General features: G+C 71.9%; 13 protein-coding genes. 4 read left to right on the forward strand and 9 right to left on the reverse strand.

From position 1 onward, the window contains the following. Position 1 precedes the first annotated feature (1 nt). Positions 2-2,278: a catalase/peroxidase HPI gene (katG, locus tag ACN269_RS07090; protein ID WP_421471653.1), complete on the reverse strand. Its 2,277-nt coding sequence runs from the start codon at positions 2,276-2,278 to the stop codon at positions 2-4. Further along, a complete protein-coding gene (locus ACN269_RS07095) occupies positions 2,275-2,727 on the reverse strand; it encodes a Fur family transcriptional regulator (RefSeq protein WP_421471654.1) in 453 nt (150 codons plus the stop codon). Before ACN269_RS07095 ends, katG begins: the two co-directional genes overlap by 4 nt. 254 nt (positions 2,728-2,981) lie before the next feature. On the opposite strand from ACN269_RS07095, the gene ACN269_RS07100 reads away from it, so the two are divergent. Next, positions 2,982-3,161, forward strand: coding sequence for a hypothetical protein (locus ACN269_RS07100; RefSeq protein ID WP_421471655.1), 180 nt, complete (start codon positions 2,982-2,984; stop codon positions 3,159-3,161). An 18-nt stretch (positions 3,162-3,179) separates the two neighbouring features. After that, positions 3,180-4,226 carry a glycoside hydrolase family 11 protein gene (locus ACN269_RS07105; RefSeq protein ID WP_421471656.1) on the forward strand — a complete coding sequence of 349 codons (1,047 nt, stop codon included), beginning with the start codon at positions 3,180-3,182 and terminating at the stop codon, positions 4,224-4,226. Here ACN269_RS07105 and ACN269_RS07110 read toward each other — a convergent pair. From ACN269_RS07110 to ACN269_RS07120, 3 genes are read right to left on the reverse strand one after another with little or no spacing between them, the layout of a single operon-like run. Beyond that, positions 4,207-5,088: a multicopper oxidase domain-containing protein gene (locus tag ACN269_RS07110; RefSeq protein WP_421471657.1), complete on the reverse strand. Its 882-nt coding sequence runs from the start codon at positions 5,086-5,088 to the stop codon at positions 4,207-4,209. The genes ACN269_RS07105 and ACN269_RS07110 overlap by 20 nt on opposite strands. Then, positions 5,085-5,537: a DUF6220 domain-containing protein gene (locus ACN269_RS07115; RefSeq protein WP_421471658.1), complete on the reverse strand. Its 453-nt coding sequence runs from the start codon at positions 5,535-5,537 to the stop codon at positions 5,085-5,087. Before ACN269_RS07115 ends, ACN269_RS07110 begins: the two co-directional genes overlap by 4 nt. Before the next feature lie 10 nt (positions 5,538-5,547). Further along, on the reverse strand, positions 5,548-6,537 hold the full coding sequence (locus tag ACN269_RS07120) for a carboxymuconolactone decarboxylase family protein (protein WP_421471659.1): 990 nt from the start codon (positions 6,535-6,537) through the stop codon (positions 5,548-5,550). 144 nt (positions 6,538-6,681) lie between these two features. Here ACN269_RS07120 and ACN269_RS07125 point away from each other — a divergent pair, with 144 nt between their 5' ends. Together ACN269_RS07125 and ACN269_RS07130 are read left to right on the forward strand one after the other, a co-directional pair. After that, complete coding sequence (locus tag ACN269_RS07125; RefSeq protein WP_421471660.1) at positions 6,682-7,809, forward strand: sensor histidine kinase; 1,128 nt, start codon at positions 6,682-6,684, stop codon at positions 7,807-7,809. 16 nt (positions 7,810-7,825) lie between these two features. Then, positions 7,826-8,488 carry a response regulator gene (locus ACN269_RS07130; protein WP_421471661.1) on the forward strand — a complete coding sequence of 221 codons (663 nt, stop codon included), beginning with the start codon at positions 7,826-7,828 and terminating at the stop codon, positions 8,486-8,488. Positions 8,489-8,523: 35 nt separating this feature from the next. On the opposite strand, the gene ACN269_RS07135 is transcribed toward ACN269_RS07130, so the two are convergent. The 4 genes from ACN269_RS07135 to ACN269_RS07150 all read right to left on the reverse strand — a co-directional run bounded on the left by ACN269_RS07135 (position 8,524) and on the right by ACN269_RS07150 (position 14,344). Beyond that, the gene (locus ACN269_RS07135; protein WP_421471662.1) at positions 8,524-11,523 is read right to left on the reverse strand and encodes a glycoside hydrolase family 95 protein; all 3,000 of its coding nucleotides are present in this window, start codon (positions 11,521-11,523) and stop codon (positions 8,524-8,526) included. 364 nt (positions 11,524-11,887) lie between these two features. Then, positions 11,888-12,505: a VOC family protein gene (locus ACN269_RS07140; protein WP_421471663.1), complete on the reverse strand. Its 618-nt coding sequence runs from the start codon at positions 12,503-12,505 to the stop codon at positions 11,888-11,890. A gap of 80 nt (positions 12,506-12,585) precedes the next feature. Beyond that, on the reverse strand, positions 12,586-13,776 hold the full coding sequence (locus tag ACN269_RS07145) for an MFS transporter (RefSeq protein WP_421471664.1): 1,191 nt from the start codon (positions 13,774-13,776) through the stop codon (positions 12,586-12,588). Between the two features lie 82 nt (positions 13,777-13,858). Next, the gene (locus tag ACN269_RS07150; protein ID WP_421471665.1) at positions 13,859-14,344 is read right to left on the reverse strand and encodes a MarR family winged helix-turn-helix transcriptional regulator; all 486 of its coding nucleotides are present in this window, start codon (positions 14,342-14,344) and stop codon (positions 13,859-13,861) included. Positions 14,345-14,354: the final 10 nt, after the last annotated feature.

Below are 14,354 nucleotides of genomic sequence, written 5' to 3' on the forward strand. Positions count from 1 at the left end.
ATCAGGCGATGTCGAACCGGTCGAGCTCCATGACCTTCGTCCAGGCGGCCACGAAGTCGTGCACGAACTTCTCGCGCGCGTCCCGGCTGGCGTAGACCTCGGCGAGGGCACGCAGCTGGGAGTTGGAGCCGAAGATGAGGTCGACCGCGGTGGCGGTCCACTTCACCTCGTCCGTGGCCAGGTCGCGGATCTCGTACACGTGCTCGTCGGTCTCCGACGCCTTCCACCGGGTGCCCGGGGAGAGCAGGTTGGCGAAGAAGTCACCGGTGAGCACGCCCGGCCGGTCGGTGAGCACGCCATGCGCGGCACCCCCGACGTTGTTCCCGAGGGCACGCAGGCCGCCGACGAGGACGGTCATCTCCGGCGCGCTCAGGTTCAGCATGTACGCGCGGTCGACGAGCAGCACCTCCGGCTGGGTCTTCTCGCCGGCGCGCAGGTAGTTGCGGAAACCGTCCGCGCGCGGCTCGAGGACCCGGAAGGAGTCGACGTCGGTCTGCTCCTGGGTGGCGTCGGTGCGGCCCGGCCGGAACGGCACGGTCACCTCGACGCCCCCGTCGCGCGCCGCCTTCTCGACGGCGGCCGAGCCGGCCAGCACGATCAGGTCGGCGAGCGAGATCTTCGCCCCACCGGCGGCGTTGAACTCCTGCTGGATGCCCTCCAGCTTGGTCAGCACCGTCGCGAGCTGCTCGGGCTGGTTGACCTCCCAGCTGCGCTGCGGCTCCAGGCGGATGCGTGCGCCGTTGGCGCCACCGCGCTTGTCGGTGTTGCGGAAGCTGGCGGCGGAGGCCCAGGCGGTGGAGACGAGCTGCTCGACCGTGAGGCCCGAGTCGAGGACCTTCGCCTTGAGGGCGGCGACGTCGGCGTCACCCACCAGCTCGTGGTCGACGGCCGGCACCGGGTCCTGCCACAGCTGCGGCTCGGCGACCCACGGGCCGAGGAAGCGCTCGATCGGACCCATGTCGCGGTGCAGCAGCTTGTACCAGGCCTTGGCGAAGGCCAGCGCGAACTCGTCGGGGTTCTCCAGGAAGCGCCGCGAGATCTTCTCGTAGGCCGGGTCGACGCGCAGCGACAGGTCGGTCGTGAGCATCGTCGGCTTGTACTTCTTCGACGGGTCGAACGGGTCCGGGATGATCGCCTCGGCGTCCTTGGCGACCCACTGCTTCGCGCCACCCGGGCTGGTGGTCAGCTCCCACTCGTAGCCGAACAGGATCTCGAAGAAGCGGTTGCTCCACTGGGTCGGCACGTCGGTCCACGTCACCTCGAGACCGCTGGTGATCGTGTCGGCGCCCTTGCCGCTGCCGTGGGTGCTCAGCCAGCCCAGGCCCTGCGCCTCGATCGGGGCGCCCTCGGGCTCGGGGCCCACGTGGTCGTCCGCGACACCGGCGCCGTGGGTCTTGCCGAAGGTGTGGCCACCGGCGATGAGGGCGACGGTCTCCTCGTCGTTCATCGCCATCCGGCCGAAGGTCTCCCGGATGAAGTGCGCCGCCGCGGCCGGGTCGGCGTTACCGCGCGGGCCCTCCGGGTTGACGTAGATGAGGCCCATCTCGGTCGAGCCGACGCCGGGCGTCATCTCCTTCTCGGAGGCGTACCGCTCGTCGCCCAGCCAGGTGTCCTCCGGACCCCAGAAGATCTCCTCGGGCTCCCAGACGTCCTCGCGGCCGAAGCCGAAGCCGAAGGTCTTGAAGCCCATCGACTCCAGGGCGACGTTACCGGCGAGCACGAGCAGGTCGGCCCAGGAGATCTGCTGGCCGTACTTCTGCTTGACCGGCCACAGCAGGCGGCGGGCCTTGTCCAGGTTGGCGTTGTCCGGCCAGCTGTTGAGCGGGGCGAACCGCTGACCACCGTCACCGGCGCCGCCCCGGCCGTCCTCGATGCGGTAGGTGCCGGCGGCGTGCCAGCTCATCCGGATCATCAGGCCGCCGTAGTGGCCGAAGTCGGCCGGCCACCAGTCCTGCGAGGTGGTGAGGACCTCGGTGATGTCCCGCTTGAGGGCCTCGACGTCGAGCTTGGCGAACTCCTTGGCGTAGCTGAAGTCCGGCCCGAGCGGGTTGCCCTTGGGCGAGTGGGCGTGCAGCACCGACAGGTCGAGCTGGTTGGGCCACCAGTCCCGGTTGGTGCGCGGGCGACCACCGGTCTTCGGGGTCGGCGAGTCGATCGCCGGGTTCTCGCTCTCGCTGCCGTGCGCGGTCACCGAGTCGTGCGCGACCGGGCAGCCGGCCGCGGCCTTCTGGTCCACGCCCTGCGCGCTGGCGGGGGCGTTGTCCTGGGTGTCGCTCATGTACTTCCTTCCGAACTGGCGGATCGCTGGGAGGTGCGGTCGGCCGCGCAACCGGGGCAGGTGCCCCAGTAGACGACCTCCGCCTCGTCGACCACGAAGCCGTGGTCGTCCGAGGCGGTGAGACAGGGTGCGTGGCCGACGGCGCACTCGACGTCGGCGATGGCGCCGCAGAAGCGGCACACGACATGGTGGTGGTTGTCCCCCACCCGCGCCTCGTAGCGGGCGGTCGCGCGGGCCGGTTGGATGCGCCGCACCAGACCCGCGTCGGTGAGCGCGCGCAGCACGTCGTACACCGCCTGGTGGGAGATGGTGGGGTGGTCCGCCCGGACCAGCGCGATCACCGTGTCGGTGTCGACGTGGGGGTGATCCCGCAGGACCGCGAGCACGGCCAGCCGGGGTCGCGTCACTCGTAACGAGACCCCTCTCAGCTGCGCTTCGAGGTCGGACATCACGCGCTGCACACTAGCTCACTTTTTTGGAACGGATCAAGTTTTCCCCATTCCACGCGTCGGCGTGGCGAATCACAGTCCGGAAAGTCTCCGGAAATTCCGAGCAACATTCATCGGATGTTGTCCCGCGAGGAGGTGGCCGCCACCCTCGTCGCCGCCGCCCCTGATCGACTACTGACCTCGGAAGATGCACCCTCATCCGAGCCTGCCAGCGCGATGATCGCTGCCGTCTAGCTTCCGGAAAATGTTGACAAGTGGACGACCGCCTCAATACCGTCGCCATCGACGACACTCAATTGCCGTCGCCGTCCGCGCTGCGACTGCCGCCTCCGGTCGCGGTGCGGGACATCCGGTCAACCACCACCACGCGGTACGACTCCGCGGCCGACAGCCCGCCGCGTCGCACCGCACCGCTGGCCCCGCGCCAGCTGTGACGAGGAGGAAACACCTACATGATCGACACCGACCACACTCCCACCGCAGCACCGCGGCGCGGCCGGATACGGCTGCTCCTCGGCGCCGCCTGTGCGGTCGTCCTGGCCGTCACGGGCACGGTCGCGGTCACGGCCACCAGCGCGTACGCCGAGGCCGACCGGACGCTCACCTCGAGCCTGACCGGCACGCACAACGGCTACTACTTCTCCTTCTGGAAGGACAGCGGCAACGCCAGCATGACGCTGCGCGAGAACGGCCGCTACTCCAGCAGCTGGGACCGCAGCACCAACAACTGGGTCGGCGGCAAGGGCTGGGCCACCGGCTCGCGCCGGACGGTCACCTACTCGGCCAACTACAACCCGGGGAACAACAACACCTACCTCGCGCTGTACGGCTGGACGCGCAACCCGCTCATCGAGTACTACGTGGTGGAGAACTTCGGTAGCTACAACCCGAGCAACGGCGCCACCCGGTTGGGCACGGTCACCACCGACGGCGGCACCTACGACATCCTGCGCAGCCTGCGGACCAACGCCCCGTCGATCGACGGCAACCAGACGTTCTACCAGTACTGGAGCGTCCGCCAGAACAAGCGCTCGAGTGGCACCATCACGACGGCCAACCACTTCGACGCCTGGGCCCGCGCCGGCCTGAACCTCGGCACCAACCACGCGTACCAGATCATGGCGACCGAGGGCTACCAGAGCGCCGGCAGCTCCGACGTGACCGTGTCCGAGGGTGGCGGCGGCAACCCGACCTCCGGGCCGACCTCCGGGCCGACGACCGGCAACCCGGGCGGCGGCAACTGCAACGCGACGCTCTCCGCCGGCCAGCAGTGGGGTGACCGGTTCAACCTGAACGTAGCGGTCAGCGGCACCAACAACTGGATCGTCAGCCTCAACCTCAACGGCGGTCAGTACATCCAGAACAGTTGGAACGCGTCCGTCAGCGGCACCAGCGGGACGGTGACCGCCCGCCCGAACGGCAACGGCAACAACTTCGGGATCACGATCATGGCCAACGGCAACTGGACCTGGCCGACGATCAGCTGTCGCACGAGCTGATCGGCACCACCGCACCACCTCCCGGCCCCCGTCGCCACGCGACGGGGGCCGGCCCCTGCCCGGGCGCGTCCTGGTCGTTCGGCACGTCGTACCCGTGCCAGTGCAGGGTGACGCCCCGCCCGATGTCCCGGTTGCGCAGCGTCACCTCCACGACGTCGCCGACCGTGGCGGTCAACTCCGGTCCGGGTACCTGCCCGTCGAACGCCCACGCCGCGACGTCGTGACCACCGACGCGCACCGTGGCGGTGCCGGCCGTCAGGGTGAACCGCCGGGTGGGTGGGTCGGGGATCCGGGCCTGCGGGTACCCGTGCTCGTGCGGCGCGGCGGGCGCCGGCCCCGGTGTGACGGCCAACCCGGTGCCGGCCAGCAGCGCCGTGACCGCCACCGCGACCGCCACCCGGGACACCGTCCGGGACGGGTGTGCGTCGAGCAGACGCCACGAGACCGCCGTCGCCGCGACGACCCCGGCGACCGCGAGCAGCCCCGCCGACGCCGACACCGGATAGCCGTGCAGGACCGTCACCAGCAGGGCGGCGCTCAGGGCGTACCCGGCGAACAGGAGTGGCACCGCGACGGACCGGATGTCGCCCGCGGCCCGCACCAGCCGCGGCCCGGCGACGACGACCGCCGCGAGCGACAGCGGCGCGGCGACGACGACCTTCTCGGCGGCGAACCACCAGCCGGCCCGGGCGAGCGCGACCACCGTGGTCGCGCGGGCGAGGGTGGCGAGCAGCGCGACGGTGGCCAGCGCGAGGGCGAGGGGCCGACGCCGGGCGGCCGCGGCGGCCCCGCCGCCCAGCCAGCCGGCGGCGGCCAGGACCGTCAGCACGAGGTCCGCCGCGAGCAGCGAGGCGGTGGTCATGCCGGCTCCCCCTGGGGTACGACCACAGCCGCGTCGCCCGTCGGCGTCCCGGCGGCCAGCCGGCGTGCTCCCCGCATGACGCCGACCACGACGTGTACCGCGACGATGCCGTTGACCGCGTGCAGCCCACCGATGGTCAGGCCGAACGGCGTGCTGACGCCGCCGGCGTCGGTGCCGGCGTTGGCGAGCATGGCGAGCAGCGCCTGCACGACGACCAGGCCGAGCGGCAGGACCGCCAGCCCGACAAGCCGGCCGGGCGCCTTCGCCAGCGCGGCGAGCAGGACGGTGAGCAGGGTGAGGACGGGGATGACCGCCATGCCGTTGACGCTGTGCAGGGCGTACGCGCCGTGCCCGGCCGGCTTGGTGAACGCGCCGACGGCGGCGAAGACGAACTGGAGGGCGAACGCGGTGAGGAGCAGTCCGCTGCTGACGACGAATGCCTTTCGCATGCTGGGCTCCTCAGAGGTGCGCCGAGGTCGACGCCTGGGCGACGTGGTCGGTGGCGGTGATCGCCCCGTAGGCGACGATCCGGACGAGGTCGGCGTCGGCGGGGTGCGACAGCCGCCACAGGGCGACGTCGCCGGGGCTGATCGCACTGGGCGTGAACGCCGCCAGCAACGCGATCCGGGTGCCGACCCGGTCCCGGCCGGGCACGTCCCGGACCAGGTCGACGGCCCAGTCCGCGGGTCGGGTCGGGAACCGCCCGTCCTCCCAGCGCACGGTGGCCGTCACGGTCTGGCGGGCCACGTCACCCAGCAGCTCGCCGCCCCGGGTGGCGGCCTCCCGCAACGACGCGTACGCGATCCCCACCGGACTGTCCCCGGCCCAGGCCGGCGGCGACGTCGGTCCGGGGTCCAGGAGTCCGAGGCTGCGTCCGGGTTCCTTCGGCTCCCGCGCGGACCTGGCGTACAGCCGTCCCCCGACCGAGCGCACCAGCGGGGCGCGTTGCAGGCCACCGGGGAGCAGGTCGGGGTCGAGCAGCGCCGAGACGACCCGGTTGACGAAGTGGAACGCCAGCAGGGTGCCGGTGACCTCGGGGCCGTACGGGCTCGTCCAGTCGCCCGTGCGGGGACTGCGGCTGGCCTGGGCCCAGCGGGCGAGTTCGGCGTGTCTCGGCTCGGACGGCGTCTCGCCCCGCGCGACGACCTCGGCCAACCCGTGCTCGCCCAGGGCGTGCAGCAGCAGGACGTGGGCGTCGAGGCAGAACTGACAGCCGTTGGCCCGGGACACCACCGCCGCGACGAGTTCCCGGTCGACCCGGGACGTGCCGCCGGCGAGCAGGGCCTCGCGCAGCAGCGACCAGGTCGCGGCCAGCACCTCGGGCACGGCCGAGAGCGCCTGGAAGGTGGGCAGCGGTCCGAGGAAGTCCTCGCGGAGCTGCTGGTAGACCGCCGCGGTGCGGCCGGTGGCCGACCTGGCGGGTACGGGGGTGAAGAAGCGGTATGTCATGCGGTCGATGCTCGCGGCGGCGGCCCGCGAAGACGTCGTGCCGGCGCAGACACTTCGCGCCGCCGAACTACCACGACCGTGGTACGCCTGAACTACCGCGCGCGCGGGATGCTCCCGCGCGGGCGTCGGCTCTACAGTGCGACCATGCGCCGCCACCTGCCGTACGTCCTGAGCGGCCTCGCCCTCGGCGGTCTCCTGCTCGGCAATGCCGCGCTCGCACCGGACGCCGCGACGGTCGGGGCGCTCGACGTCGCTCTGGTCCTCGTCATGGCCGCGGCGCTCGGGGTGTGCCGGCGGCATCCGGTGCTCGCGCTGGGCGTGGTGACCGTCGCCATGCTGGCCCTGCACGTCCGGGTGCACTCGGGGGTGTCGGCCGCCTTCCCCGTCCTCGGCGTGGTGTACGTGACCGCGTGGCGGGGATACCGGGCGGCGGCCGCCGTGGCCAGCGTGGTCTTCCTCGGTGGCTTCCTGGCCCGCGACGTCTCGGTGGCGCCGGTCGACCGTCCGAACCAGTTGATCGTCGAGCGGACGGCGCTGCTGCTGGGCTGGTTCGTGGCGGCCAACGTCGCCGGGCTGGTGGGCCGGCAGCGCCGCGCCTACCTGGAGCAGGTCGAGCAGCGGGCCGTCGAGGCCGAACGCACCCGCGAGGAGATGGCGTTGCGGCGGGCCGGCGAGGAGCGGCTGCGGATCGCCCGCGACCTGCACGACTCGCTGACGCACAGCATCTCGGTGATCAAGGTGCAGGCCGGGATCGCCGTGCACCTGGCCCGCAAGCAGGGCGACGAGCCGTCGGCCACGCTGCTGGCGATCCAGGAGGCCAGCGCCGCCGCGATGCGTGAACTGCGCACCACCCTGGACGTCCTGCGCGCGCCCGACGACGACCGCGTCGGGCTGGACCGGGTCGACGAACTCGCCGAACGGACCCGTGCGGTCGGCGTGCCGGTCCAGGTGACCGTCGCCGGCCGGCCACGGCCTCTGCCGGACGAGGTCGACCAGGCCGGTTACCGGGTCGTCCAGGAGGCCCTGACCAACGTGGCCCGCCACGCCGGTGCCGCGACCGCACGCGTCCTGGTCGAGTACGCGCCGGCCGGGCTGACCGTCGCGGTCAGCGACGACGGGCAGGCGTCGCCGGCCCGTCCCCCGACACCGGGGGTGGGCCTGCGCGGTATGCGCGAGCGGGTCACCGGGCTGGGCGGCACCCTGTCGGCCACCGCCAACGACGACCACGGGTTCACGGTGCGGGCCACGTTCCCGCTCCGGGAGCCGGCATGAGCGGGCGGTCGCACCGATGATCCGGGTCCTGCTCGCCGACGATCAGGCGCTGATGCGGGCCGGCTTCCGGGCCCTCCTGGCCGCCGAGGACGACCTTGAGGTGGTGGGCGAGGCCACCGACGGCGCGTCGGCCGTCCAGCTCGCCCGACGGCTGCGCCCGGACGTCGTGCTGATGGACGTGCAGATGCCCGGACTCGACGGGATCGAGGCGACCCGGCGCATCGCCGCCGACCCCGACCTCGCCGCCACCCGTGTCCTCATCCTCACCAACTACGGGCTCGATTCGTACGTCTTCGCCGCCCTGCGCGCGGGCGCGAGCGGTTTCCTGCTCAAGGACGCCGACCCGGTCGACCTGTTGCAGGCCGTCGCCGTCGTGGCCGGTGGCGACGCGCTGCTCGCGCCGGCCGTGACCCGCACGCTGATCAGCGAGTTCGTGGCCGGGCCACCGCCGGCCGTGCCGACGGCCGGTCGGGACGTGCTGACCGCCCGGGAGCAGGAGATCGTCGAGCTGGTCGCCCGGGGGCTGACCAACGACGAGATCGCCAAGCGCATGGTGATCAGCCCGTTGACCGCCAAGACGCACGTGAACCGGGCCATGACGAAGCTGCACTGCCGGGACCGCGCCCAGCTGGTCGTGTGGGCGTACGAGTCGGGACTGATCACGCCGCGCCGCCGGTGACCGTGCCGTCACCGGCGGCGCGACGCGAGCCGGTGTCAGGCTCCGATCGCGATGGCGAAGACGTGCATCGTCGGCACGTTCGCCGCCGCCCGGGCGCTGATGTTGGGCAGCACGACCTGGGTCACCGCCTTGTTCTGCAGGGTGACGCCCACGTAGTAGATGCACGCGGCGGTGGCCTGGCGACCGTTGTTGGGCCGGTTCTGGTACGCGGACACGATGGCGGCCGTCGCGCCGGACGCCGGGCCGCCGTACCAGTCGGGGGTGCTGAGGGTGAACGTCTGGCGGGTGCCGTCCGCGTACACCACCGTGCCGGTGCCCGACACGGCCCCGTAGGTGCCGGTGAGGAGGAAGCCGAGCGTGCTGCCGGTGCCGCTGATGCCGATGGTCTGGCCCGAGGCGATGGCGTTGTCGGCCGTGCCGGGGCTGACGTTGGGCCAGCGGAAGTTCACCCCGTTGCGGCTCACCGTGCTGCCCGGGCTCGCGCCGGCCTGCGCCAGGGCCTGCGCCGACAGGGTGGCCCCGTTGCCGTCGAAGTTGCCGACGTTGGTGTTGCTGTCGTTGGTGATGCCGGCGTTGGTGAAGCTCTGCTCCAACGTCGGCGTGGTGGCGCCGGTGCTGGTGACCCGGTAGGTGCGCCCGGCCTGCACGGTCACCTCGATCAGGTCGGACTCGACCCGGGTGACGCGGGGTGCCGTGCCGTCGGCGGTGTCGACGACGCTGACGGTGCCGGTCAGGAACCGCGACCGCAGGCGGACGGTGCCGGCGCGGTCCGGTCGTACCAGCACCTCGGTGACCGCGCCGTTCGCCCAGGTGATGCCGACCGTGTGCCCACCGCGCCCCCGCAGGCCGGTCACCCGGCCGGTGGGCCAGGCCGGCGGCAGCGCGGGCAGGATGTGCAGCTCGCCGATGTGGCTCTGGAGCAGCATCTCGGCGATGCCGGCGGTGGCGCCGAAGTTGCCGTCGATCTGGAAGGGCGGGTGCAGGTCGAACATGTTCGGCGCGAGCCGGGCGGTGGTGGCGAGGTAGCGGATCAGGTCGTGGGCCCGCTTGCCCTCCTCCATCCGCGCCCAGAAGTTGATTTTCCAGGCCAGCGACCAGCCGGTGCCGTCGTCGCCGCGCAGCGCCAGCGTACGACGGGCGGCCTCGAACAGCTGCGGGGTGCCGCGCTTGGTGATCTGGTTGCTGGGCGCGAGACCGTACAGGTGGGAGATGTGCCGGTGGTTGGGCTCGGTCTCCACCCAGTCGTAGAGCCACTCCATGATGTTGCCGCGCGAGCCGACCTTCATCGGAGGGAGCCGGTCGCGCGTGGCGCGTACCTGGGCCCGGAAGGTGCTGTCCACGTCGAGGATCTCGCTGGCCCGGGCCACGCCGTCGAAGAGGTCGCGCAGGATCTGGTTGTCCATCGTGGGGCCGGCGCAGACGCTGGCGTTCGCGTGGTGGCTCAGCTCCGGTGAGTTCGACGGGTTGGTCACCAGGTAGCCGAGGGTCGGCTCGGTCACCAGGGTGTTGAGGAAGAACTGCGCGGCGCCCTTCATGGCCGGGTAGTTCGTCCGCAGGAACTCGATGTCACCGTTGAACAGGTAGTGGTCCCAGATCAACGTGGACAGCCACGCGCCGCCGGTCTGCCACATGCCCCAGAACGCGCCGTCGACTACGGCGGTGGCCCGCCACGCGTCGGTGTTGTGGTGGGTGACCCAGCCACTGGCGGAGCCGTACTGCACCTGGGCGGTCCGCGCTCCGGTGACGGCGAGTTCCCGGACCAGGTCGAAGACCGGGTTGTGGCACTCGGCCAGGTTTGTGGTGTTCGCCGGCCAGTAGTTCATCGGCAGGTTGGCGTTGATCGTGTACTTCGAGTCCCAGGAGGGGGTCAGCGAGTCGTTCCAGATGCCCTGGAGGTTCGCCGGCTGGGTGCCGGGGCGCGACGACGAGATCAGCAGGTACCGCCCGAACTGGAACAGCAGCGCGGAGAACTGCGGGTCGTTGACGCTGTTGTGCTGGGCGATGCGTACGTCGGTCGTCTGGTCGGCGGCGGAGGTGCGGCCCAGGTCCAGCGTCACCCGGCCGAACAGCGCCTGGTAGTCGGCGACGTGCCGGCTGCGCAACTGGTCGTAGCTGGAGGCGCGGGCGGCGCTCAGGCGCTGCCGGGCGATGCCCCCGTAGTCGCCACCGACGTTGCGGTAGTTGACGTAGCTGGAGCCGATGGAGACCAGCAGGACGACGCTGGTGGCGCCGGTGACCCGCAGGGTGCCGCCCGAGCTGGACACGCTGCCGCCGGTGACGGTGGCGTTGGCCAGGGCGAGGAAGCGGACCTGCCCGGTGACGCCCTCCTGGTTGCCGGAGACGCCGTCGAGGCCGATCGTCGTGCCGTCCGGGCTGGACACCGTCGTGCGCTGCGGGCTGTCGAAGGTCGCCGTGAAGCTGATCGAGTTGCTGCGGTCCGCGGTCAGTCGCATCGCGATGACCTGGTCGGGCGCGCTCGCGAAGACCTCCCGCTGGTAGCGGATGCCGTTCAGGACGTACGACGTGGTGGCCGTGGCGGTGGTGAGGTCGAGCGTACGGTTGTGCTGGGACGCGCCGCTGGCCGAGCCGAAGGCCAGCCGGAGGTTGCCCACGGTCTGGTACGCCAACTGCCCGCCGGGGTTGCCCATCATGGTCTGGTTGATGAGGTCCTGGGCCTGGGTCCACTGGTTCGCGTTGACCAGTCGCCGGATCTCCGGCAGGGCGGCGGCGCCCCGGGTGTTGCTGGGGTCGTGCGGGCCACCCGCCCAGACGGTGTCCTCGTTGAGCTGAAGCCGCTCGGTGTCGACGTTGCCGAACACCATCGCGCCGAGCCGGCCGTTGCCGATCGGCAGGGCCCGCAGCCAGTCCGTGCCGGCGCCCTCGTCGTACCAGAGGGCGAGGTCGTTGGCGGCCAGCACCTGCGGCGGCGCGACGGAGTCGGCGTTGGCGGTCGCCGTCCAGGGCAGCGGCAGCAGGGCGCCACCCGCGCCGGCCGCGCCGATCTTGAGGGCCTGCCGCCGGGTCAGGTCTGACATCGATCCTCCAAACGGTGACCGGTGCGGCCACCCAAGCGCGACAACGACGACCCCCGATAGTGGATCCGCGCGGTGGCACCGACCGTGCAGCGCAGGTCGTAGGCAGACCCGTGGACGACCAAACGTCCGATGTGTTTCGGGAAGATTACTCCGGCGTCACGCAATAGGCAACGGTCGATCGCTGACAGATCACCGGTCGGCGGCGACGTGTGACGACCGGGATGCGGTCCCGACGGCAGCGGGGTGGGACGACGCGCTCACCACGGCGGACGCGAGCGAGACCAGCGGCGGCAATACGTCCGATGAATGGCCGCAGCCGCGCCGCGTCGGCCTCGTGGACCGGCGGGCGCGGCTGGGCGCGGACTCACTCGGGCAGCGTCGCCCCCGACTGCTCGGCCACCAGGTACGTCGCGTACCAGTCGGGCCAGTTGTCGTCCCGCTGGCCGGTGCGCTTCTCGTGCTCGCCGTGGGCGGCCGCCGCGCGCCGCAGCGCGTCCGCCAGGTCGGTCGCCGACCGGTACGACGTCAGGTCGCTCTCGACGCGCCCGGGCAGGCGGGTGGTGATCTCCTGCATGAGCCAGGTGTTGCCGTCCGGGTCGCGGAACGTGGCGCGGGATACGTAGCTGCGGCGCTCCGGGTCGGGACCGTCCGCCGGCCCGTCCGGGGTGACGTGGAAGACGTCGCCCACCTCGACGCCGGCGGCGACCAGCGCCGCACGGGCCGCCTCGATGTCCGACACCACCAGGTACGCCGTCGCCGAACCCGGCGTCGCCGACGTGAGCTGCGCGCCGAACTGCACCGAGCACGGGGAGCCGTGCGGGGTGAGCTGGACGATCCCGGGCGGTGTCTGGTCGAGTCGCCAGCCGAGGCCCTGGTAGAACCGCTTGGCGCGGTCGACGTCCGCCACCGGGACGACGATCACCTCGACCTTGACGTCGAGGCTCGCGAGATCAGGGGCGGCCCGGTCGGCCTTCGGACTCATCGCGACCTCCTGGGTTCCTCGCCGCACCGTCGACGACCACGCTACGTCCTGCGTACCGGTGAGGTGCGGCGTTCGGGGCATCAGCCGGGTGCCGCCCTGGTCGCCCTGCGCAGCCCGAACAGGGCGACCAGCGCGAGCAGGATGACGGCGACGGAGTACTCGTCGGCGGTCCGTGGGAGGCCCCCGGCGTACACCACGAGGAAGCCGGCGATCACGGTGGGCAGGCCGAAACCGACGTAGCAGACGACGTAGAGCAGCGACAGCACGCTGGCGCGTTCGTGCGCCTCGACCAGCGGCATGATCGTCTTCAGGCTGCCCTGGAACCCACCGCCGAAGCCGACGCCGCCGAGCGCGAGACCGACGAAGAACCCGGGTACGGACTCGGCCATGACCGAGACCACCGTGACGACCATGCCGAGGATGAGGGCGACGATCCCGGTCCGGATGACCGTCCGCGCGGCGGTGTCGCGCAGCAGCAGGACGGCGACCGATCCGAAGAGCGCGAAGACGAAGAGCACCAGACCGGCGACCACGATCGAGGTGTCCATGAGGCTACGCACGAGCGCCGGGCCGAGCGCGCCGAAGAAGCCGGCCAGCGCCCAGACCGCGAACAGCACCGGAGCGACGACCAGCACCGGCCCGCGTACCGAGCGCGGCAGCCTGATCTCCGGCCGCAGGCTGCGCCGCGCGCCCGGCATCCGGGTGACGGTCTCCGGCATCAGCGCGACCCCGACGGCCTGGATCAGCAGGATCGCGACGAGAACGACGTACACCAGGCGGGTCGGCGCGGGCAGGTAGCGGATGAACAGCGCCGACAGGAGCGCGCCGCTGCCGGTGCCGAGACCGGGTGCGATCGAGTTCGCGAGCGTCCCGCGGGCCCGGTCGATGTCCAGCATGGCCGCGCCCACGGCACCCGTGGCGGCGCCCGCCGCGAGCCCCTGCACGAGGCGGGCGACCAGCAGCGCGGGTACGCCGTTGGCGAGGATGAACACCAGCAGCGACAGGATCTGCACGGCGATCGCGGCGGCCAGGACCGGACGCCGTCCGACGTGGTCGGAGAGCTTGCCGAAGGTGAGCAGCGACACCAGCACCGCGAGCGCGTAGACCGCGAACACCACGGTGGTCGTGACCGGCGAGAAGTGCCAGCGCTCCTGGTAGGTCCCGTACAGCGGGGTCGGGGCCGCCGAGGCGGCCAGGAACGACACGAGGATCGACGCCAGCAGCACCAGGGAGACGTTCGGCGCGAGTCGTGCCCGCCCCGCGATCGACATGTCGGTGCTCCTCGGGCTGTTGCGGCGCTCGTCGGGCTCGACGGCCGGCGGCGGTTACCCGATGTGTCGCCCTCCATGCGTCTTATGAAACAGACCCCAGGTGCTCGCGCAGCGCCCGCGCGATGTCGCCGGCCGCGCGGAGCTGGTCCGGTGTGAGCGCGTCGACGAACAGCTCCCGGATGGTACGCAGATGCGGGTACGTGGACCGCTGGAACGCCTCGGCCCCGGTCGGGGTGAGAATCACCTCCGCCCCGCGCGGGACGGTCGCGCGCTCCTCGCGAAGGATCAGCCCGCGTCGTTCCATCCGGCCCAGGTGGTGCGACAGCCGACTCCGCTCCCACCCGATGTGTGCGGCCAGGGCGGAGGAGCGCATCCGCCGCTCCGGCGCCTCGCTGAGGGCGAGCAGGACGGCGTAGTCGCCCGGCGAGAGGGAAGAGTCGACCTGGAGACGCGACCCGACCCGGGAGGTGAGCACCTCCGTGGTCTCGACGAAGTCCCGCCAGATCCGCAACTCCTCCGCCGTCGGCAACTGGCGACCCCGGCGCCGCTCTCCGGTGCCGTCAACCATGGAACCCTCC

Source organism: Micromonospora sp. WMMD736, from assembly GCF_049179015.1.
Lineage (GTDB): Bacteria > Actinomycetota > Actinomycetes > Mycobacteriales > Micromonosporaceae > Micromonospora.

Excerpts from the sequence above, each read along its gene's own strand:
- ACN269_RS07140 (WP_421471663.1), bottom strand. The coding sequence starts at position 12,505 with ATGAGTCCGAAGGCCGACCGGGCCGCCCCTGATCTCGCGAGCCTCGAC.
- ACN269_RS07130 (WP_421471661.1), top strand. The coding sequence starts at position 7,826 with ATGATCCGGGTCCTGCTCGCCGACGATCAGGCGCTGATGCGGGCCGGC.
- ACN269_RS07125 (WP_421471660.1), top strand. The coding sequence starts at position 6,682 with ATGCGCCGCCACCTGCCGTACGTCCTGAGCGGCCTCGCCCTCGGCGGT.
- ACN269_RS07110 (WP_421471657.1), bottom strand. The coding sequence starts at position 5,088 with ATGACCACCGCCTCGCTGCTCGCGGCGGACCTCGTGCTGACGGTCCTG.
- ACN269_RS07120 (WP_421471659.1), bottom strand. The coding sequence starts at position 6,537 with ATGACATACCGCTTCTTCACCCCCGTACCCGCCAGGTCGGCCACCGGC.
- ACN269_RS07095 (WP_421471654.1), bottom strand. The coding sequence starts at position 2,727 with ATGTCCGACCTCGAAGCGCAGCTGAGAGGGGTCTCGTTACGAGTGACG.
- ACN269_RS07145 (WP_421471664.1), bottom strand. The coding sequence starts at position 13,776 with ATGTCGATCGCGGGGCGGGCACGACTCGCGCCGAACGTCTCCCTGGTG.
- ACN269_RS07135 (WP_421471662.1), bottom strand. The coding sequence starts at position 11,523 with ATGTCAGACCTGACCCGGCGGCAGGCCCTCAAGATCGGCGCGGCCGGC.
- katG (WP_421471653.1), bottom strand. The coding sequence starts at position 2,278 with ATGAGCGACACCCAGGACAACGCCCCCGCCAGCGCGCAGGGCGTGGAC.
- ACN269_RS07105 (WP_421471656.1), top strand. The coding sequence starts at position 3,180 with ATGATCGACACCGACCACACTCCCACCGCAGCACCGCGGCGCGGCCGG.
- ACN269_RS07115 (WP_421471658.1), bottom strand. The coding sequence starts at position 5,537 with ATGCGAAAGGCATTCGTCGTCAGCAGCGGACTGCTCCTCACCGCGTTC.
- ACN269_RS07150 (WP_421471665.1), bottom strand. The coding sequence starts at position 14,344 with ATGGTTGACGGCACCGGAGAGCGGCGCCGGGGTCGCCAGTTGCCGACG.